The 18646-nt window shown below is 46.7% G+C and carries 18 protein-coding genes and 1 tRNA gene; 6 read left to right on the top strand and 13 right to left on the bottom strand.

From position 1 onward, the window contains the following. Nucleotides 1-2565, bottom strand: a 2565-nt coding sequence (gene hrpA, locus CBI31_RS10235; RefSeq protein WP_420812084.1) for an ATP-dependent RNA helicase HrpA, incomplete at its 3' end; no start/stop codon positions are given. Nucleotides 2566-2618: 53 nt separating this feature from the next. On the opposite strand from hrpA, the gene argA reads away from it, so the two are divergent. Continuing rightward, nucleotides 2619-3983 carry an amino-acid N-acetyltransferase gene (gene argA, locus CBI31_RS10230; protein WP_088526306.1) on the top strand — a complete coding sequence of 455 codons (1365 nt, stop codon included), beginning with the start codon at nucleotides 2619-2621 and terminating at the stop codon, nucleotides 3981-3983. 32 nt (nucleotides 3984-4015) lie between these two features. Beyond that, complete coding sequence (locus tag CBI31_RS10225) at nucleotides 4016-4288, top strand: oxidative damage protection protein (RefSeq protein WP_088526300.1); 273 nt, start codon at nucleotides 4016-4018, stop codon at nucleotides 4286-4288. Nucleotides 4289-4548: 260 nt separating this feature from the next. On the opposite strand, the gene rpiA is transcribed toward CBI31_RS10225, so the two are convergent. Continuing rightward, entirely contained in the window at nucleotides 4549-5259 is a 711-nt protein-coding gene (gene rpiA / locus CBI31_RS10220; protein ID WP_088526299.1) for a ribose-5-phosphate isomerase RpiA, read from the bottom strand. 100 nt (nucleotides 5260-5359) lie between these two features. Between rpiA and tal the strand changes: the two genes are divergently transcribed. Then, a complete protein-coding gene (tal, locus tag CBI31_RS10215; protein ID WP_088526298.1) occupies nucleotides 5360-6325 on the top strand; it encodes a transaldolase in 966 nt (321 codons plus the stop codon). Nucleotides 6326-6350: 25 nt separating this feature from the next. Here the strand turns inward: tal and CBI31_RS10210 are convergent, their stop codons facing one another. Genes CBI31_RS10210 through rnr form a run of 3 tightly spaced genes read right to left on the bottom strand, consistent with a single transcriptional unit; the run spans nucleotide 6351 to nucleotide 9717 of the window. Next, nucleotides 6351-6533 carry a YgaP family membrane protein gene (locus tag CBI31_RS10210; protein WP_088526297.1) on the bottom strand — a complete coding sequence of 61 codons (183 nt, stop codon included), beginning with the start codon at nucleotides 6531-6533 and terminating at the stop codon, nucleotides 6351-6353. Nucleotides 6534-6551: 18 nt separating this feature from the next. After that, nucleotides 6552-7319, bottom strand: a complete 768-nt coding sequence (rlmB, locus tag CBI31_RS10205) for a 23S rRNA (guanosine(2251)-2'-O)-methyltransferase RlmB (RefSeq protein ID WP_088526296.1) — start codon at nucleotides 7317-7319, stop codon at nucleotides 6552-6554. 16 nt (nucleotides 7320-7335) lie between these two features. Then, nucleotides 7336-9717 (bottom strand): ribonuclease R, encoded by a 2382-nt coding sequence (gene rnr, locus CBI31_RS10200; protein WP_088526295.1) that lies wholly within the window; start codon nucleotides 9715-9717, stop codon nucleotides 7336-7338. 156 nt (nucleotides 9718-9873) lie between these two features. Here rnr and CBI31_RS10195 point away from each other — a divergent pair. Further along, nucleotides 9874-9960: transfer RNA gene (locus tag CBI31_RS10195), tRNA-Leu, on the top strand. 71 nt (nucleotides 9961-10031) lie between these two features. Here CBI31_RS10195 and CBI31_RS10190 read toward each other — a convergent pair. From CBI31_RS10190 to CBI31_RS10175, 4 genes are read right to left on the bottom strand one after another with little or no spacing between them, the layout of a single operon-like run. Further along, nucleotides 10032-10376 (bottom strand): AzlD domain-containing protein, encoded by a 345-nt coding sequence (locus CBI31_RS10190; protein ID WP_088526294.1) that lies wholly within the window; start codon nucleotides 10374-10376, stop codon nucleotides 10032-10034. Next, a complete protein-coding gene (locus CBI31_RS10185; RefSeq protein WP_088526293.1) occupies nucleotides 10373-11101 on the bottom strand; it encodes an AzlC family ABC transporter permease in 729 nt (242 codons plus the stop codon). Before CBI31_RS10185 ends, CBI31_RS10190 begins: the two co-directional genes overlap by 4 nt. A 9-nt stretch (nucleotides 11102-11110) precedes the next feature. Beyond that, the gene (locus CBI31_RS10180; protein WP_088526292.1) at nucleotides 11111-11608 is read right to left on the bottom strand and encodes a hypothetical protein; all 498 of its coding nucleotides are present in this window, start codon (nucleotides 11606-11608) and stop codon (nucleotides 11111-11113) included. 21 nt (nucleotides 11609-11629) lie between these two features. Beyond that, a complete protein-coding gene (locus tag CBI31_RS10175) occupies nucleotides 11630-12313 on the bottom strand; it encodes a dienelactone hydrolase family protein (RefSeq protein WP_088526291.1) in 684 nt (227 codons plus the stop codon). 167 nt (nucleotides 12314-12480) lie between these two features. Between CBI31_RS10175 and CBI31_RS10170 the strand changes: the two genes are divergently transcribed. Together CBI31_RS10170 and CBI31_RS10385 are read left to right on the top strand one after the other, a co-directional pair. Then, nucleotides 12481-12894, top strand: coding sequence for an ion channel (locus CBI31_RS10170; RefSeq protein WP_161491206.1), 414 nt, complete (start codon nucleotides 12481-12483; stop codon nucleotides 12892-12894). 77 nt (nucleotides 12895-12971) lie between these two features. After that, entirely contained in the window at nucleotides 12972-13127 is a 156-nt protein-coding gene (locus CBI31_RS10385; protein ID WP_161491205.1) for a hypothetical protein, read from the top strand. 94 nt (nucleotides 13128-13221) lie between these two features. On the opposite strand, the gene CBI31_RS10165 is transcribed toward CBI31_RS10385, so the two are convergent. The 4 genes from CBI31_RS10165 to CBI31_RS10150 form a co-directional block, all read right to left on the bottom strand. Continuing rightward, the gene (locus CBI31_RS10165; protein ID WP_240553943.1) at nucleotides 13222-13608 is read right to left on the bottom strand and encodes a hypothetical protein; all 387 of its coding nucleotides are present in this window, start codon (nucleotides 13606-13608) and stop codon (nucleotides 13222-13224) included. A gap of 189 nt (nucleotides 13609-13797) precedes the next feature. Further along, nucleotides 13798-16014, bottom strand: coding sequence for a malate synthase G (locus CBI31_RS10160; protein ID WP_088526289.1), 2217 nt, complete (start codon nucleotides 16012-16014; stop codon nucleotides 13798-13800). A 55-nt stretch (nucleotides 16015-16069) separates the two neighbouring features. Then, nucleotides 16070-17410: an adenylosuccinate synthase gene (locus CBI31_RS10155; RefSeq protein WP_088526288.1), complete on the bottom strand. Its 1341-nt coding sequence runs from the start codon at nucleotides 17408-17410 to the stop codon at nucleotides 16070-16072. A 57-nt stretch (nucleotides 17411-17467) separates the two neighbouring features. Next, on the bottom strand, nucleotides 17468-18628 hold the full coding sequence (locus tag CBI31_RS10150) for an ATP phosphoribosyltransferase regulatory subunit (protein WP_088526287.1): 1161 nt from the start codon (nucleotides 18626-18628) through the stop codon (nucleotides 17468-17470). Between the last annotated feature and the right edge of the window lie 18 nt (nucleotides 18629-18646).

The following is an 18646-nucleotide window of genomic DNA, read 5'->3' as shown; positions in this document are numbered from 1 at the left end:
ATAACGGTCGACCGTAATGCCAGCGGCTCCATGGCGCATCAAGTCTACTTTTTCCAGTCGTAACTGGCTATCTAGATTGGGTTCTTTCTTAAACCAAGCTTTGAGCCCTTCGCGATTACAGACCGCTTTCGGAATGCGTGACTCATAGAAGGCAAAAAGTAGCTCATCATCTACTAAGACGTCAGGACGACGTGAGCGATGCTCTAGTGCTTCAATCTCTTTAATGAGGCGACAGTTATGCCAGAAGAAGCCAAAGAGTCCAGGGTATTTTTTCTTGGCATCAGCTTCAGTTTCACGATAGAGGGCTGGTGTATCCATGCGCCCAAACATTTCTTCTTGGACTAAGGCTTGGCTAATGAATAAATTTCTGGCTTCTTCTGGGTTGTAGGGTTCATAGCGAACACGTCTGCCATGGTAGATAGGCAGTCCATATAAAGTGCCGCGCTCAAATGCCATGACCTCACCCTGACGGCTATCCCAAAAGGGGTCACTTAAGGATTTGATGAGGCGGTGGGCTGCAACCTTCTCAACCCACTGCGGCTCAATCTTGGCAATCGTGCGAGCATACATACGACTGGTTTCTTGTAGCTCGCCAGCCAATATCCAGGCTCCTGCCTTTTTACCAATCGTTGAGCCTGGCCAAATAAAAGGCCGAATACCTCGGGCACCTACATAGCCACCAGTTTTGCTATTCCGATCTTGAGACTTTTCATCTTCTTCTTTTTTGGCAACATAGCCAAGTAGACCTGTGAGTAAAGATAAGTGAACTTGTTCATAAGTAGCTGCAAGACCATTTTCTTTCCAGCCTTTTTCCGCAAGCATGGTGTGAAGTTGCCCATGCACATCTCGCCACTCACGCAATCGACGTGGCGATAAGAATTTACTTCTACATAAATTTTCTAGCTGGCGATTACTCTGTTTATGCCGCAAAGCATCTTGATACCAATCCCACAGCTTTACAAAACTGAGAAACTCAGAGCGTTCATCTGCAAACAGCAGGTGCGCTTGATCTGCAGCAGCACCCTGATCCATCGGTCGCTCACGCGGGTCTTGGGTTGCTAAGGCCGAAGCAATGATGGTCACTTCCTTAAGAGCGTTCTGCTCTTTAGCAGCTAATAACATTCTGCCAATTCGGGGATCTAACGGTAAGTCGGCCAACTGCTTACCAATTGACGTCAGCTTAAAGCTATTGTTAATGTCTTTGCTATCGGTGGCATCGGCAGCATTAGACCCATCAAACTCAATTGCACCCAATTCATCTAGCAGCTGCACGCCATCGGTAATAGCTCTGCCCAATGGTTTATCAATGAAGGGAAAATGCTGGATCTTCGGTAAGCGTAGTGAACTCATCCGCAGTAGCACTGCTGCTAATGAGCTACGCAGAATTTCTGGGTCAGTAAATTTGGGGCGGCTTTGATAATCAAGCTCGCTATATAAACGAATACAAATGCCGTCTGATACCCGGCCGCAGCGCCCTGCTCTTTGATTGGCAGCCGCTTGTGAAATGGGTTCGATCTGTAATTGCTCTACCTTATTGCGATAGGAATAACGCTTGACTCTGGCTAAGCCACTGTCAATCACATAGCGGATATTCGGTACGGTTAAGGATGTCTCAGCAACGTTGGTGGTGAGGATGATGCGACGACCATTACCCGGACTAAAGACTCTTTCTTGCTCGGCTACCGATTGACGGGCAAACAGGCTGAGAATTTCTGGATGAAAGCGTTGTTGTAGTACATGATCCTTGCGCAGCGCCTCTGCGCAATCCCGAATCTCTCGCTCGCCTGGTAAAAATACCAGGACATCCCCAGCGCCTAATGCGCCTTCACGCCAAACATTGGCGATTTCTTCTGCAACCGTTTCTGGGAGTTCCTTGGCAGCTTTAGATTCTTTTTTGCCATCTGGCTTAGGATCGGGCTGTAGTGGGCAATACCGCTGCTCTACCGGAAAGAGACGACCACTCACTTCAATCACAGGGGCCGCTTTGCCATTGATTGCAAAGTGATCTGAAAAACGCTGAGCATCAATCGTGGCTGAGGTAATGATCAGCTTGAGATCAGGCCTCTTTGGTAAAAGCTGCCTTAGATAGCCCAGGAGAAAATCAATATTGAGACTGCGCTCGTGCGCCTCATCGATGATGAGCGTGTCGTAGGCCTCCAGCTGAGGATCACGTTGGGTCTCTGCCAACAAAATGCCATCGGTCATCAGCTTGATCGAGGCAGTACTGCTTGTCTTATCTGCAAAGCGCACTTGATAGCCAACATCCATACCAATGGGGGAGCCTAGCTCTTGGGCAATGCGCTTGGCTGTGGCAGTAGCTGCTATCCGGCGAGGTTGGGTATGACCAATCAGCTTACCGCCGTTCATGGTGCCCCTACCAAGGTCTAAACAGATCTTGGGTAACTGGGTAGTTTTACCGGAGCCCGTCTCTCCACAAACAATCACCACCTGGTGGTTCTGCAAGGCGTCCTTGATGATTTGCCTTTGGCCAGAGACAGGTAATTCTTCCGGAAAACGGATTTCCAGCCTGCATGAGGTGTTGGAAGCAGACACAGGCTTTGGCATTGCTTTGGGTTTTTGTTGGTTTATGGGCTCTTGCACCCTATAATTTTCTCACTATGCCAACAAATGCACCGAACCAGGCCTCAAGCGCCGAAGAATCTACCTCCAACTTCCCCTTTGTAGGGTGGTTGCGCGATGTTGCGCCCTACATTCACAGCTTCCGTGAAAAGACCTTTGTCATTGCCTTTGCCGGTGAGCTTGTCCAAGAAATTGGCCTTGAGAATCTGATTGAAGATATTGCGATGTTGCATGCCATGGGCATGCGTATTGTTTTAGTCCATGGTATTCGTCCGCAGATTGAAGAGCAGCTGACCTTACGCAAGATCAAGAGTAAGTTTGGTAAGACTGCTTTGCACAGCTACCGGATTACCGATGCTGCTGCCCTTGAGTGCGTCAAAGAAGCCGCTGGTGAATTGCGCCTGGATATCGAAGCGGCCTTTAGTCGTGGTTTACCAAATACTCCAATGGCAGGATCCCGTATTTCAGTGATCTCCGGAAACTTCATTACTGCAATGCCAGTAGGTGTTGTTGAGGGTACTGATTACATCCATACAGGTTTAGTCCGTAAAGTGGACTCCACCTCTATTACGCAGTCTCTGGATAGCAACAAGATTGTCTTGCTCTCACCTTTGGGTTTTTCGCCTACCGGACAAGCATTCAATCTAGCCTATGAAGATGTAGCAGCGTCTACTGCTGCTGCTCTTAAGGCAGATAAGTTGATCTTCTTAAGCCCTTACAAAGGCTTGCACGATGCAGAAGGTGATTTGATTACCGAGCTGTCTTTACCTCAACTCCAAGACTATATGGCTCAGAAGAAGGATTTGGATATCGGCATGAAGAGTTTGCTCAATATCTCTGGTAGAGCCATCAAAGCAGGCGTGAGTCGTGTTCACTTCTTGCCATGCAATCAAGATGGTGCATTACTTGAGGAACTCTTCACTCACGATGGTATCGGCATGATGCTGGCTTCTTCTGATATTGAGAACTTGCGCGAAGCCAATCAAGATGACGTGGGTGGTATTTTGCAATTGACGATGCCGCTTGAGGATGAAGGCATCTTGGCAGCTCGTGGCCAAGATGTGATTGAGCGCGATATTCAGCGCTTCTCAGTAATTGAGCATGACCGTGTTCTCTTTGGCTGCGCCGCCCTCTTTCCGTTTCCAAATGGTATTGGAGAGCTAGCGTGCCTTGCAGTTGATCCTGATGTTCAAGGCTCAGGCGATGGCGAGCGGCTTCTCAAGCGTGTTGAAATGCGTGCCAAACAAGAAGGCATTAAAAAATTATTTGTCCTCACTACGAGAACCGAGCATTGGTTCTTAAAGCGCGGCTTTAAGCGGGCAACAGTAGAAGACTTGCCTGAAGAAAGAAAACAAATTTACAACTGGGACCGCAAGTCCATGGTTTTAACTAAAGATCTATAAGAAAAAAGAGATCAATCAGAAAGGTATTACAGATGGCACGCATGGTTCAATGTATCAAGCTCAATAAAGAATCTGAAGGAATGGATTTTGCTCCGCTTCCAGGCGATCTTGGCAAAAAGATTTGGAATCAAGTATCTAAAGAGGCTTGGGCTGCATGGTTAAAGCATCAAACTATGTTGATTAATGAAAATCGCCTCAATATGGCTGATCCTCGTGCTCGCCAGTACCTTCTCAAGCAGGTTGAGAAGTACTTCTTTGAAGGTGGCGCGGATATGGCAGAAGGCTATACTCCACCGGCGGAATAAACTACTGCTTTAGAAGTATTGCAGTACAGCATTAATAAATACCTAAAACTTGTTCCCAACTGTTGACTCTCTCTATAGCTAGGCATAGGATGTAATCGTAGCAAGGCAGATGTGGTGCCGCGCTACATTGGCGAAAGCCACTAAAGAATAAGCATATCTATATGCTTATAGGCTAAGGAACTAAATCTCTTCCGAGCGCCTGCGCCATGCAATCCATGGCAAACGACCCGATGGGGAAGCCCCGTCGGGTTTTTTTATTTCTACAGTACCAATCTTTCTACGCCAGAAGCATTGCTCACTAATAAGATGCTTGCTTTTTCTTTGGCAAAGAGTCCAACCGTGATCACGCCCGCAAGTTGATTAATTTGCACTTCTGTTTTGATAGGGTCACTAATCTTTAAGCCTGCCACATCCAAAATCCAGCCGCCGTTATCGGTGACAAAAGGCTCGCTTGGAGTTTGATTTAAATCTGCACGGATATTTTTAGCCAGGCGCAGCGTGACCTTGCCACCAAATTTTTCTAATTCTCTACTCACTACGCCTTTTGCCAAGGGGATGATTTCTACCGGCAGCGCAAAGTTTCCCAGAACAGGAACTTGTTTAGATGAATCACAAATACAGATGAATTGTCTTGCCATAGAGGCAATAATTTTTTCGCGCGTTAGCGCCCCACCGCCACCTTTAATCATGTGGCCTGCTGGATCGATTTCATCTGCGCCATCCACATAGGCAGGCAGATCAGCGACATCATTAGGATCTAGAACCTGAAAGCCATGCTTGAGCAAACGCTCTGTTGTTGCATTCGAACTCGATACCGTGCCTGCGAAATGATCTTTATGAGGCGCTAAAGCGTCAATAAAGCAATTAGCGGTTGAACCCGTACCAACCCCTAAAACTTGCCCGGCAGGCAGCTTTAAGACTTCATCTCTCGCTGCCTCACCCACCATTTGTTTGAGTTGATCTTGGTTCATATGCCTGCGAAACGCCCTTATGCCTTAACTGGAATGGAGTAATTAATACATCTATCATATGATATTCATAAGAAACTCACTACAGCAAACAAGATAAGCCATGAATAGCCCCTCTTTAGCCCCAAACCAACTGGAGCAGCTTAAAAAGCTCACCACGGTCGTTGCCGATACAGGCGATTTTGAGCGCATGCAAGCATTTCAGCCGCAGGATGCAACAACCAATCCATCGCTCATTCTCAAAGCTGCCCAACAAAGCAATTACCAGGCTCTAGTGCAGTCAGTGAAAGATGCCCACCCTGGCATGAGCGCTACAGATTTAGTGGATTACATTTTGGTGGCATTTGGTTTGGAGATTCTAAAAATTGTTCCTGGCAGAGTATCTACTGAAGTCGATGCTAGGCTTTCTTTTGATACCAAAGCAACTGTTGCTAAGGCTAAACACATTATTTCCTTATATGAGTCACATGGCATTGATCGCAAGCGTATCTTGATCAAGCTTGCTGGGACTTGGGAAGGTATTGCTGCTGCAAAAGAATTAGAGGCTGCCGGCATCCATTGCAATATGACTCTGCTCTTCTCCTTAGTGCAAGCAGCAGCTTGTGGCGCAGCAAATGCAAAGTTGATTTCTCCATTTGTGGGTCGCATCACCGATTGGAATAAAGCAAAGTTGGGCGCCAATTGGAATGATGCTGCCCATGATGGCGCAAATGATCCTGGAGTGAGCTCTGTGAAGACAATTTTTACCTATTACAAGCACTTTGGCATTTCTACAGAGATCATGGGTGCGAGCTTTCGCAATACCAGCCAGATTCTGGAGTTAGCAGGCTGTGATTTATTAACGATTAGTCCAGAGCTTTTGGCAGAATTGCAAACTAGCAGTGCTGTAGTGAGCAAAAAGCTGGATGCTGCAAATGCTCATAGCGAAACTATCACTCCATTAAAGCTCGATGAGTCTAGTTTTCGCCTGCAATTAAATAATGATGCGATGGCCACTGAGAAGCTGGCTGAGGGCATTCGTAATTTTTGTATTGATACAGAAAAACTAGAAGTCTTGCTCGCTAAGTAAAGCTTCTAACTGTCTTCTTATCTTACTACTTAGCAGTATTAATGCCTAGCAAGTTATAGGCCGGACAAACTCTGAACACTCCTGTTGCTAGCGGAATGACCCCAATCCATGCCCAAGGTCCAGTAATGCTAAAAGCAGCTAAAGCGATGAGGGTAGCTCCGACGGTAATACGCAGAATACGATCAGTGTTTCCAATATTGCAATTCATAAAAGCCTTTCAGTAAACTTACTTGGCAGCTTTTTTATTTGCTTTCGCTAGGCGCTGTCTTAATGCCTCATACAAGCATACGCCACTTGCAACAGAAACATTCAAACTTTCGACCACACCCTGCATTGGGATGCGTACGAGCTCATCACAGGTTTCTTTTGTGAGGCGTCGCATGCCCTCACCCTCTGCTCCCATCACGATGGCAATGGGGCCAGTGAGATCAAGGTCATAGATCGATTTCTCAGCCTCATCGTCTGTGCCAATGAGCCAGACACCTGCCTCTTGCATCTCTTTCATGCTACGTACGAGGTTAGTCACAGTAATCACTGGCATCACTTCAGATGCGCCACTCGACACTTTACTCACCGTCGCGTTAATTGAAGCAGAACGATCTTTTGGAATCACGACAGCATCAACCCCTGCACCATCTGCTACACGCAAGCAGGCGCCAAAGTTATGAGGATCAGTAACGCCATCTAAAACGAGAAATAAGGATTTCTTCTGTGCACTCTCGGCGTCCTCAACCACTTCAGTGATGGTGCGCGCAATCGTCATTTTTTCAGCCAAGGCAACCACCCCTTGATGGCGATCATGTCCTGTGAGTTTATGTAAACGCTCAGCATCAGCAGCATGCAAGCGCTCGCCCAAAATCTCTTCAGCTTGTTTTAAAAAATCACCCATTCGCCTATCGCGACGACTAGGGTCAAAGTACACTGACTTCAGGCTATCTGGGTCAACGCGTAAGCGCGCTTGAACCGCATGAAAGCCAACTAATATTTGTTTCATGTATTTTATTTACTCTTTATTTACGGCGGGCGTTAGTGCTGCGGACTGGCGGCTTGCTGCCAGCAGGCTTACCAACAGACCTGCCTGGTTTTGCTTTTCCATTCTTGCGGCTAGCTTTGCTCTTGGATTGGTTGGCGCTCAAATTCCCCGCAGACTTGGCAGCGTTCACATTGATACCGCTAGGCTTTTGAGGAATTTTACTTTCTGGCCTACTCTTTTTAGAGGCAGCCTTCTTATTGGGTCTACCAGTATCACTAGCTAGTATTAATTGACGACGGCTAGACGAGCCACCCACTTCTGCACCTATCGACTTCACTAGACTAAATTCAATCTTACGAGCATCTAGATCTACACGGCTTACTAAAACATGTAAGCGATCACCCAAACGATAGCGGATGCCAGTTCTCTCTCCGCGTAACTCTTGACGCGCCTCGTCATACTGGAAATAATCGCCCCCAAGTTCAGTGACGTGAACCATCCCTTCTACAAAGAGGTTCTCAAGCTGAATAAATAATCCAAAGTTAGCAACACTGGTGACGTTGCCAGCATATTCTTGGCCTAAGTGGTCTCGCATGTAATAGCACTTGAGCCACGCCTCAACATCACGCGAGGCTTCATCAGCACGACGCTCATTCGATGAGCAGTGCACACCCAATTGACCCCAAATAGGTAGGGCTGCATTAGCCCCTTTAGGTGTTTTAGCTCCTTTAGCAGCATCCGTTTTCGCATCGCTATGAGACTTCTTGGCATTGACTGCATTGAGACGGCCCTTGCCTTTGCGAGGGAGGGTTAAATTTAATGGGACCGTTGGAGACAATGCTGGAACGTATGCCTTCTTCTGCAAAATAGCCTTGATCACTCGGTGCGTAAGCAAGTCTGGGTAGCGGCGAATGGGGCTGGTGAAATGGGAATACGCTGGATAAGCTAAACCAAAGTGACCTTCGTTATCCGGCTGATACATCGCTTGCTGCATCGAGCGTAATACCACTGACTGCAACATATTAGCATCAGGACGATCTTTGATCTCACGCATCAGTTTTGCGAAATCACGTGGCTTTGGTTTTTCACCACCACCTAGAGAAAGACTGGAGGTTCTTAATACTTGACGCAAGGTCAATAACTTCTCTTCAGAAGGCTCACCATGGACGCGATACAAACTTAAATGTTTATTTTTATCAATGAAATCAGCAGCGCAAACGTTGGCCGTCAACATGCACTCTTCAATCAAGCGGTGTGCATCATTTCGAAGGCGTGGCTCAATCCGCAAAATCTTACCGAGCTCATTGCTAATAATCTGAGTCTCAGTAGTGTCAAATTCAATGGCGCCCCGCTTTTCACGGGCTGCCAGCAGAATCTTATATAAGGAATATAGATTGCCAAGTAATGGGCTGAACTGTGCAAAACGTGCAGCCTCAGGCCCCTTACTGTTTGAGAGAATCTCCCAAACCGTGTCATAGGTGAAACGCTGGGCAGAATGCATGACCGCAGGATAGAACTGATAGGCCAAGACAATGCCGCTGTTATCCACTACCGAATCACAGACCATACACAGACGATCAACATTGGGATTGAGTGAGCACAAACCGTTAGAGATCTTCTCGGGAAGCATCGGAATGACACGTCTTGGAAAATAGACCGAAGTAGCACGCAATAAACCTTCATCATCCAATGGGTGACCAGGCTTGACGTAATGGGAAACGTCGGCAATACCAACAATCAAACGCCAGGCTTTGGTCTTGCCGTGCATGATCGGCTCGCAATAGACAGCATCATCAAAGTCTCTCGCATCAGCGCCATCAATCGTGACTAAAGGAATATCTCTTAAATCAACGCGACCCTCTAAGTCTTCTTGTTGCACAGAGTCTGGCAGTGCAGCAGCCTCTTTCATGGCGGCAGCTGAAAACTCGTGTGGCACACCGTACTTACGAACAGCAATTTCGATCTCCATACCGGGATCGTCGATCTCGCCCAAGACTTCAACTACACGACCAAGGGCTTGGCGATAACTATCGGGATAGTCAATAATCTCAACGCTAACGACTTGACCCAGTTTTGCTTGACCCTGCCCTTTGGGAGGAATCAAGATGTCATGACCAATACGGTTATCTTCTGGCGCAACAATGAGTACGCCATTTTCATTGAGGAGGCGTCCAATCACCACTTTGTTTGCATGCAGCACTACCTCGACGATCTGCCCCTCAGGGCGACCACGTCGGTCTGTTCCTAACACTTTGACATTGACTCTATCGCCATGCATGACGCGAGACATCTCTCGTTCAGAGAGAAAAATATCTTCACCACCATCATCGGGAATGACAAATCCAAATCCATCTCGGTGGCCTTGGACTGTTCCTAAACGATCAGCCTCACGTGGCACCAAGTCTTTTGCTTTACGCATTTAATTCCTTCGGCAATACATGCCCTTGCTATTTATCTATTGATATCTATTTTTGTTATGAATAAGCCTACTGTATCAAACCATTGAGTCTGCAGGGGAAAAGCCAATTTAGCCCAGAAAAGCCTCTGAACAGCCATCCCCTTATAATAGAGGCATGCCCAGGTGGCGAAATTGGTAGACGCACCAGCTTCAGGTGCTGGCGATCGTAAGGTTGTGGGGGTTCGAGTCCCTTCCTGGGCACCAAATACTCTCACCACTCCTTATATGGGGTCAAATCAGCGGATTGCAAGCAGCCTCGCTTGCTCCCATCTTTATCAGGCAAACCAAAACCGAGCTGCCGTATAGACTGCCATGCCAATCACCAGTGTTGGAATCATTTTCCTGCTGAAATAGAAAGCAATCATCGCCGCCATTCCGCCCCAGATATTCGGCAGTCGTAGGTTAAATTCCATCACACTGGAAGCACCTAGGGGTAAAAAGATTTCTGGCGCCAAAATGGCAATCAAGGCGGCTAAGGGTGCATAACGAATTGTCTCCAAGCCCCATTCTGAAACCTTGATGCGATTACCAAGCAGAATAAAGAAGCTTCGCGAGACGAAGGTCACCACAACTAGTCCAATGATGAGATAGATAATTCTCATACTAGCGTCATCACTCATAAGAATGATCTTTCTTTTGGAGATTTATCTAATATGATCCCCACGAATAATGCAGCGCCAATTGCCAAAATAATATTGAGTCGATATGGAATGCCATACGTCATCACAGCAACAGCCCCGGCTGTTACTGCAGCCCACTTAGCCGAGGCGCGATCTAGCATCGACCCAATAATGACGACTAAAGCAACGGCACCTGCAAACTCCAATCCCCAATCATTCGGAATTTGACTAGCCAACAAGATTCCCGTAATGGAGGCGATCTGCCAGGCAATCCAGTTAGCAGATTGAAAGCCGATCATTGAATACAAGCGCAAATGCTCTGGATCAGCAGCGAGCTCTTCTTTGGTCTCTGGTTTTGGAAAGCGTTTGAGATGCGCCAGATAAGAGAAATCGGTAGTGAAGTAGCCCAGCAGAATTCTTCGCCAAGTAGATAGATAAGAAAAATGCGCCTGCAAGCCGAGACTGAAAATCACAAAGCGCAAGTTCACCATAAAAGAGGTCACCAAGATCACCCAAATTGGTGCGCCCACAGCAATCAAAGGAAGCGCGGCAAGTTGAGCTGAACCGGCATATACCAGCAGACTCATTGCAATGGCTTGTTGCACGGTTAATGTAGATTTGGCCATGGCAATGCCGGTCACCACACTCCACGTCACGATGGTCACGGCAGAATGAGACACCCCCTTAAAGCCACGAATAAATTCTCGCTGTTGTGCTGGCGTCATATGGACAGTTTAAATGCCCATAGAGCGATGCAAAATCTTGGGCTTCATCTCTTCCCATAGACTTTCAAAGTCTTCTACTTTTGCTTGTGCTAGTTTGACCGGCTCAAAGAGTCCACCAAAAACAATAGAGCTCTTCTTCACTATCGTTTTATCAAACTCAGTAAGACCAATTGGCTTATCGTCCATATCTCGCGTTAGCTCTGCAGAACAGACAATGGCCTCTTCGTCATCACGATCTACCACTGCAAACTCAATATATTGCTGACTCTTTTCAACAATCACTAAGGTGCCGCGGGCATAAGAAACGGCATCGTGCTCTTTCACGATATACGCCAAGAACTGATCCTCCTCTTCCTTCTCCATTTTGAGATCATCGATAAAGAATAGGAACTGATCGCCCTCGCTATTCACCAAGGTGAATACTTTTGGCACTACGCCATGCGCTAGGGCGAGGTTGCGATAGTAAGAAGCAATTTCTAGAGCGAGATTTTCAGAAAACAAATGCATCGTGAAGTCTTGTGAGGTAATTTAAGCTAAATTCTTTTTTAAGAATTCCAGAGTGCGATCCCAAGCCAGCTTTGCAGCCTCGGCGTTGTACTCCAAAGGTGGCAAGCCACGAACAGCAGACTTTGGATTGGCAAAAGCATGCTTGGTGTCGTAACGATGAAAGTCATAGCTAGTACCAGCCTGTTTCAGCTTATCTTCAAGTTGATCTACGCCTGCAATCGAAAAGAACTCATCATGCAATGCCCAATGAGCCAACATGGGCTTCTGAATTGCCGTTGCATCAACGTATTCCAATGGAGGGTAGCCGTACCAAACAATGGTGCCATCAAGCTCAGGAACGTTACATGCCGACAGAATAGTTAAAGCACCGCCCATACAAAATCCAGTTACAGCAACCTTCTTGCTACCAGTCGCTTTTAAGTATTGGACTGCGCCACGGATATCTTGAGTGGCCGCATCACCAAAGTTCAAGCCATTCATTAAATGCTCAGCCTCATGTGCTTCGAGCGCCAACTTACCACGATAGAGGTCAGGGACTAAAGCACGGTACCCAGCTTGAGCCAAACGCTCTGCTACCGACTTCACTTCTTCATCCAAACCCCACCACTCCTGGATGACTACCACTCCAGGAGCATTTGCATTATCGGTTGGCTCGACTAAATAACCCGCAACGGAACTGCCATCAGGTCTTTTAAATTGAATCATGTGATCTCCTTGCCTATTTCTGAATACTTTACTTGAATGGTCCTGTATGCCATTATCAACGCTGCCCACAAATTTGATATTTATCTAATCCAGCATAAGATGCCTTCAGCAACCTACCACTTACCTATCTAGCCCTCTTTCAAGACATTCTCTTAGGGGTGGTTGGCATGATCCTGATTTTGGTATTTCACGGAATCCTCATCAATACTGTCTTGATGCGCTTCGAAAGAATGACTGCTACCAACCTTGTAAATAAGGAGTATCGCTGGGTCTATCTCCACTTCTATATCTCATTTGCTTTCATTGCCCTCATTCATATTGCTGAAGTGCTGATTTGGGCAACCTTCGTGTACCACCTCAATCTCATTAATACTGGGATTGACTCAATCCTCTTTGCGGGAAGTTGCTATACGACTCTTGGATTTGTTGAGGATATCTTGCCCAATGGCTATAAGACCTTGGCTTTTTTCATTGCCTTTAGCGGCCTCTTTTCCCTAGCTTGGACCACCTCCATCATGATCGGCATGACCAACACCTACCGTGAGACCTGGAAACTCAAAAACCACATCAAGAAGCCTTAAAAAGAGTGATTTGCTGCCACGCAGCATTCTTTTGTCATTTGGAGTATCATTAGGGTATACCCTTAAGGAGATTCTAAATGTCACACTCAAATTCAGTTGGTTTTACACAAAGCAGCACCTTTAGCTCTAAGCCATTGTATGCAATACGGGACTTCTTTACCCTGATTTCAGCAGCATGGGAAGAAGCTAAGGCCTTGGAACAGAAAAGTCATAAAAACAGCGCAAATTGGTAATTTATTGCTGATTTATAGCTGAATTTGGCTGTTTTCGGTCAAATTTTGGTAAAAGCCCTCGAGCTGTGCTCCAGGGCTTTTTTATTAGCTTCTTTTAAGCTGATTTCTTGATGTAATAGCCATAAACGCAGCGATTTCCACGTCGAGAAGGGTCGTGCGTATCTTGAATCACACCATAAACTATTGCAGTTAAGTGTTTGGAAACCTTCACAATTAAGACCCCATCTGGAAGCTCGCTAGGCCGCAAATGAACTTGGCAGCCCGCCCCCACCTTCATCGTTGCCACCCACTCAAAACCAAGTCCCACGATGTAATCATGAAAAACGTTCCGATGGTTGCCATTTCGCGGTGATGAACCCTTGTCATTTAGGCGCCTTGCTAAACGATCGTTCCGAAGTTGGGCGTAGCTTTCATTAGCACTTCTTAAGTCTTCATAGACTTGCATATAGGGCAACTTAGCGGCAATGGCGATGGATCTCACAACACAGTCCCCAGCCCCACCCCTAAAGCCAGCTTCCTCCCTCCCCCCGTCATTCAGTTGAAAGGGGTAAGTTTTCCCGGACTTGGCAAATGGATTGAGAAAGCTAAACATATTGATGGATTGATGTGCCTAATAAAAAATGGATTTGCTTTGTGGGCAAATCCATTTTGATTTCAAGTGCTCAAGAAATTACTTCGCTTGTTCTGCTTTTACTTTCAAGCGCCAAGCATGTAGCAATGGCTCTGTATAGCCATTGGGCTGCTCAAGACCCTTAAAGATCAGATCGCTTGCAGCCTGAAAGGCATATGACTCTTTATAGTTCGGCATCATTGGCTTATAGAGGGGATCGCCTGCATTTTGCATGTCAACAATAGTAGCCATACGTTGCAGAGCTTCCTTCACTTCAGCCTTGCTCACATATTTATGCAGCAGCCAATTGGCAATATGCTGACTAGAAATACGCAAGGTGGCGCGATCTTCCATCAGCCCTACGTTATAGATATCAGGCACCTTGGAGCAACCAACGCCTTGGTCAATCCAGCGAACTACGTAACCCAAAATACCCTGGCAATTATTATTTAACGCTTCGCGAATCTCTTCTTTAGTCCAATCAGGATAGAGCGCAATGGGTACAGTCAACAAGTCATCCATCAAGGCTTCATACTCAGCTTTGGTATCTTGCTTTTCCATATCCTTTTGGATTTGCTCAACATTAATCTGGTGATAGTGCATTGCGTGCAAAGTCGCAGCGGTAGGTGATGGCACCCAAGCTGTATTGGCACCAGCTTGAGGGTGTGCCCCTTTTTGCTCAACCATTTCTTTCATGAGATCTGGCGCAGGCCACATACCTTTACCAATCTGTGCTCGACCACGAAGGCCACAATCTAAACCTGCCAATACGTTACGACGCTCATAAGCTCCAAACCATTTAGCGATCTTCATCCGCCCTTTGCGAACCATGGCACCACCGTACATTCCGGTATGCATTTCATCGCCAGTCCGATCCAAGAAGCCAGTGTTAATAAAGGCAACGCGTGCACCAGCAGCAGCAATGGCCGCTTTAATATTGACGCTCATACGACGCTCTTCATCCATGATTCCTAGCTTCACCGTGTTCTCTGGCAGGCCAAGCAATTTTTCAACACGGCCAAAGAGCTCACTAGCAAATGCCACCTCTTCTGGGCTGTGCATTTTTGGCTTCACAATGTATACGGAGCCTTTGCGAGTATTACCAATCGCTTGAGTTGCGGGGCGATTAATGTCATACAAAGCAATTAATACTGTGACTACTGCGTCTAAGATACCCTCGTAGATTTCCTTACCTTCACTGGTAATGATGGCAGGATTAGTCATGAGGTGACCTACGTTGCGTAGAAACAAGAGTGATCGACCATGCAATGTCACAACACCGTCTTTTGCATTGGTTGCACCAATGCCTGCCGTGTATTTGCGATCTGGATTGAGTGAGCGGGTAAAGGTTTTGCCTCCCTTGCTCACTTCTTCAACTAAAGTGCCCTTAAGAATACCTAACCAGTTTTCATAAGCCACTACTTTATCGTCAGCATCAACCACTGCAACAGAATCTTCTAGGTCCAAAATGGTTGAGAGAGCCGCCTCAAGTACTACATCATTTACACCCGCTGGATCAGCAGCACCAATGGTTTTGGCCTTATCAATTTCGATATCAATATGAATACCGTTATTGCGTAGCAAAATGGAGCTTGGAGTAGCAGCATCACCCTGGTAACCAACAAACTGTTTTTCATCAACTAAGCCAGTAGTGCTACCGTCTTTTAATTTCACGGACAGTTTTTTGTCTACGACGCTATAGGCGACTACATCTCTGTATAAAGCTTTAGCCAAGGGAGCAGATTCATCTAAAAACTGGCGAGCATAGGCAACGACCTTTGCGCCTCGAATTGGGTTGTAGTCTCCAGCTTTGGTAGCGCCACCCTCTTCTGAAATTAGGTCTGTACCGTATAGAGCGTCGTACAAAGAGCCCCAGCGAGCATTGGCAGCATTTAAGGCATAACGGGCATTTAGTACAGGCACTACAAGTTGTGGGCCAGCCTGTAGAGCTAGCTCATCATCTACGTTCTGAGTAGTCGCTAAAACCGTGTCAGGCACCTCATCGATATAGCCAATTTCTTTGAGGTACTTACGATAAGCAGGCATATCTTTGATAGGACCTGGATTGGCTTTGTGCCATTGGTCCAAATCAGCCTGCAGGCGATCGCGCTTAGCTAATAAGGCTTCATTTTTTGGGCTTAAATCTTTGACGATCTCATCAAAACCTTTCCAAAAATCCGCGCTTTTAATACCAGTACCTGGTAGTACTTTGTCTTCGATAAAACGGTACAAGGGAGTTGCTACTTGAAGGCCATTACAGGTAGTGCGCGCAGTCATGTTGATATTTTCTTAAGCAAAAGTGGATAAAAAAGAGTGAATAAATGATTTTCCCTTAACCCTCAAAAGGGTGCTGGAGCAGAATGGTCTCATCGCGCTCCGGTCCGGTTGAGACCATGGCGATAGGCTTACCAACAACTTCTTCAATACGGCGCAAAAACTTTTGCGCTTCGATTGGAAGCTTGTCCCACTCCCGAATGCCGAAGGTAGTGCCCTTCCAGCATGGGAAATCTTCATAAATCGGCTCACAGCGTGAAACAGACTCAGCGCCACGTGGCAATACATCAAGAGTCTTACCATCTAGCTTATAGCCAACACATAAGCGAATGGTTTCCAAGCCATCGAGTACGTCTAACTTAGTAATACACAAACCCGAGAGTCCGTTGATCTGGATTGAACGCTTCAATGCGGCAGCATCCAACCAACCAGTTCGACGTGGGCGACCGGTTACAGAGCCAAACTCTTTACCAACTTCAGCCAGACGGATGCCAATGGGGTCTTGCTTTGCTGGATTGTCATGATCGTAGAGCTCGCTTGGGAACGGGCCAGCACCAACGCGTGTGCAATACGCTTTAGTAATACCTAGGATGTACTGTAAAGAATCTGGGCCAACACCAGAACCGGCAGCAGCATTACCTGCTACACAGTTGCTAGAAGTGACATAGGGATAGGTGCCGTGATCTATATCAAGCAAGGTGCCCTGTGCCCCTTCGAATAAAAGATTTTGACCAGCCTGCTCAGCAGCATAGAGCGCACTAGAGACGTCTACTACCATTGGCTTGATGCGCGGCGCATATGACATTGCTTCTGCTAGCGTCTTTTCATAATCGACTGGCTCTGCGCCATAGTAGTTAGTGAGCATGAAATTGTGATATTCCAAGTTTTCACGCAATTGCGCTGCAAACTTTTCTGGAAAAAACAAATCTTGTACGCGCAGTGCACGACGTGCAACTTTATCTTCGTACGCAGATCCAATGCCGCGACCAGTCGTACCAATTTTTGCCTCGCCACGCTTTTTCTCGCGCGCATGATCAATTGCCACGTGATAAGGCAGGATCAAAGTCGTCGCTTCAGAAATCTTCAAGCGGGACTGCACATCCAAACCAGCAGCTTCAAGCTCGCCAATTTCTTTAAAGAGGGCTTCCGGGGATAGAACCACGCCGTTACCGATATAGCAAATCACCTCTTTGTGCATTATTCCAGATGGGATCAGACGAAGAATGGTTTTTTTACCACCAATGATGAGGGTATGGCCTGCATTGTGGCCACCCTGAAAGCGAACCACTGCTTTGGCATGATCAGTTAACCAATCAACCACTTTTCCTTTGCCTTCATCACCCCACTGGGTGCCAATGACAACTACGTTACGACCTTTAGTTTGCTGCTTTGAAGACATATTGAAATCCAAAAAGATAATTACAAAATGGGTTGAACTCTACTGTGTTGCTCTACTTTATTTTTTCTTTACTTCCCAAGAGTTACCCTGCTTTACTAGCTCTCGATCACATTCATATTCGGCAGCCTCTACTTTTTCACCAGCCATCACCTGAATAACCACCTCACCAGAATCTCGTAAAGCTGCAATTGCTTTACTTAAACTGACATCTTCAAGCCAAGGCGCTGCGATTGCTAATTTGCGCACTTTCAGAGGTGATAGGTTGGAGAGAGTCAGCAGATCTAATGAGAATCCGGTGGCAGGACGTGCGCGGCCAAAGGCCTGGCCTACATGATCGTAGCGACCGCCTCTAGCGATCGGCTGTGGCAGCTTGTCTACATAGGCTGCAAACATCACACCACTGTGATACTGATAGCCTCGCAAGTCTGCTAAATCAATACTGATCTCTAGGCCACTGGATGAACTCACTGCGGCAACTAAGCGCTCAAGACCTGCTAAGGCTTGATCAATTGCAGCATGCTGCGGCAATACTTTTTTAGCTTTTGCCAAAACTTCAGCGCAAGGGCCATTAAGTTCTGTGAGCGCCATCAGCGCTTCAGAAGTTTTTGCCGGCAAACAGGTTGCCCATTTGTTAAGACCTGGGCGATCCTTGGTCTGTAATAAACCGTATAAGGTTTCAATGGTCTCTTTGTTCAACTTCTGGTCGGCCAAGATGCCACTCAAGATGCCTGCGTGCGATAGATCAAGATAAACCTTATCTACCCCTGCAATAGAGAGTGTTTTAAGCAGCAAAGTGATTGCCTCAAAATCTGCCTCCCAGGTAGCGCAACCATAAATCTCTGCACCTAACTGCAAATCTTCACGAGCAGAACTACCTACTGGGGTACGAGCATGCGCCACAGAGCCGGCGTAGCAAAGCCTGGTGACGCCTGCGCGATTTAATAAGTGTGCATCAATTCGCGCAACTTGCGGAGTCATGTCGGCACGTAAGCCCAGGGTGCGGCCCGACATTTGATCAACCAACTTAAAGGTTTGGAGATTGAGATCCGAGCCAGTGCCTGTCAATAAAGAATCTAAGAACTCTAAAATCGGAGGGGCAACTAGTTCATAACCGTAGGTTTGATACAGATCCAAGATAGTGCGACGTAAAGTCTCTACCTTGCGAGCCTGGGCGGGCAAAACGTCTGCAATATCTTCAGGAAGCAACCAACGATTCATGATTTAGATGATTCACTT

The sequence above is a fragment of the Polynucleobacter campilacus genome, assembly GCF_002206625.1.
Classification (GTDB): domain Bacteria; phylum Pseudomonadota; class Gammaproteobacteria; order Burkholderiales; family Burkholderiaceae; genus Polynucleobacter; species Polynucleobacter campilacus.
Note: the sequence above shows the minus strand (reverse complement) of the source record. Positions and strands in the feature narration are given on the sequence as shown.

What these genes read in the sequence shown, in the direction of transcription:
- CBI31_RS10175 (WP_088526291.1), bottom strand. Translation starts at nt 12,313, where the DNA reads ATGATTCAATTTAAAAGACCTGATGGCAGTTCCGTTGCGGGTTATTTA.
- CBI31_RS10155 (WP_088526288.1), bottom strand. Translation starts at nt 17,410, where the DNA reads ATGTCTTCAAAGCAGCAAACTAAAGGTCGTAACGTAGTTGTCATTGGC.
- CBI31_RS10160 (WP_088526289.1), bottom strand. Translation starts at nt 16,014, where the DNA reads ATGACTGCGCGCACTACCTGTAATGGCCTTCAAGTAGCAACTCCCTTG.
- CBI31_RS10210 (WP_088526297.1), bottom strand. Translation starts at nt 6,533, where the DNA reads ATGAATTGCAATATTGGAAACACTGATCGTATTCTGCGTATTACCGTC.
- CBI31_RS10385 (WP_161491205.1), top strand. Translation starts at nt 12,972, where the DNA reads ATGTCACACTCAAATTCAGTTGGTTTTACACAAAGCAGCACCTTTAGC.
- argA (WP_088526306.1), top strand. Translation starts at nt 2,619, where the DNA reads ATGCCAACAAATGCACCGAACCAGGCCTCAAGCGCCGAAGAATCTACC.
- CBI31_RS10180 (WP_088526292.1), bottom strand. Translation starts at nt 11,608, where the DNA reads ATGCATTTGTTTTCTGAAAATCTCGCTCTAGAAATTGCTTCTTACTAT.
- CBI31_RS10225 (WP_088526300.1), top strand. Translation starts at nt 4,016, where the DNA reads ATGGCACGCATGGTTCAATGTATCAAGCTCAATAAAGAATCTGAAGGA.
- rnr (WP_088526295.1), bottom strand. Translation starts at nt 9,717, where the DNA reads ATGCGTAAAGCAAAAGACTTGGTGCCACGTGAGGCTGATCGTTTAGGA.
- CBI31_RS10190 (WP_088526294.1), bottom strand. Translation starts at nt 10,376, where the DNA reads ATGAGTGATGACGCTAGTATGAGAATTATCTATCTCATCATTGGACTA.
- CBI31_RS10170 (WP_161491206.1), top strand. Translation starts at nt 12,481, where the DNA reads ATGATCCTGATTTTGGTATTTCACGGAATCCTCATCAATACTGTCTTG.
- CBI31_RS10150 (WP_088526287.1), bottom strand. Translation starts at nt 18,628, where the DNA reads ATGAATCGTTGGTTGCTTCCTGAAGATATTGCAGACGTTTTGCCCGCC.
- tal (WP_088526298.1), top strand. Translation starts at nt 5,360, where the DNA reads ATGAATAGCCCCTCTTTAGCCCCAAACCAACTGGAGCAGCTTAAAAAG.
- rpiA (WP_088526299.1), bottom strand. Translation starts at nt 5,259, where the DNA reads ATGAACCAAGATCAACTCAAACAAATGGTGGGTGAGGCAGCGAGAGAT.
- CBI31_RS10185 (WP_088526293.1), bottom strand. Translation starts at nt 11,101, where the DNA reads ATGACGCCAGCACAACAGCGAGAATTTATTCGTGGCTTTAAGGGGGTG.
- rlmB (WP_088526296.1), bottom strand. Translation starts at nt 7,319, where the DNA reads ATGAAACAAATATTAGTTGGCTTTCATGCGGTTCAAGCGCGCTTACGC.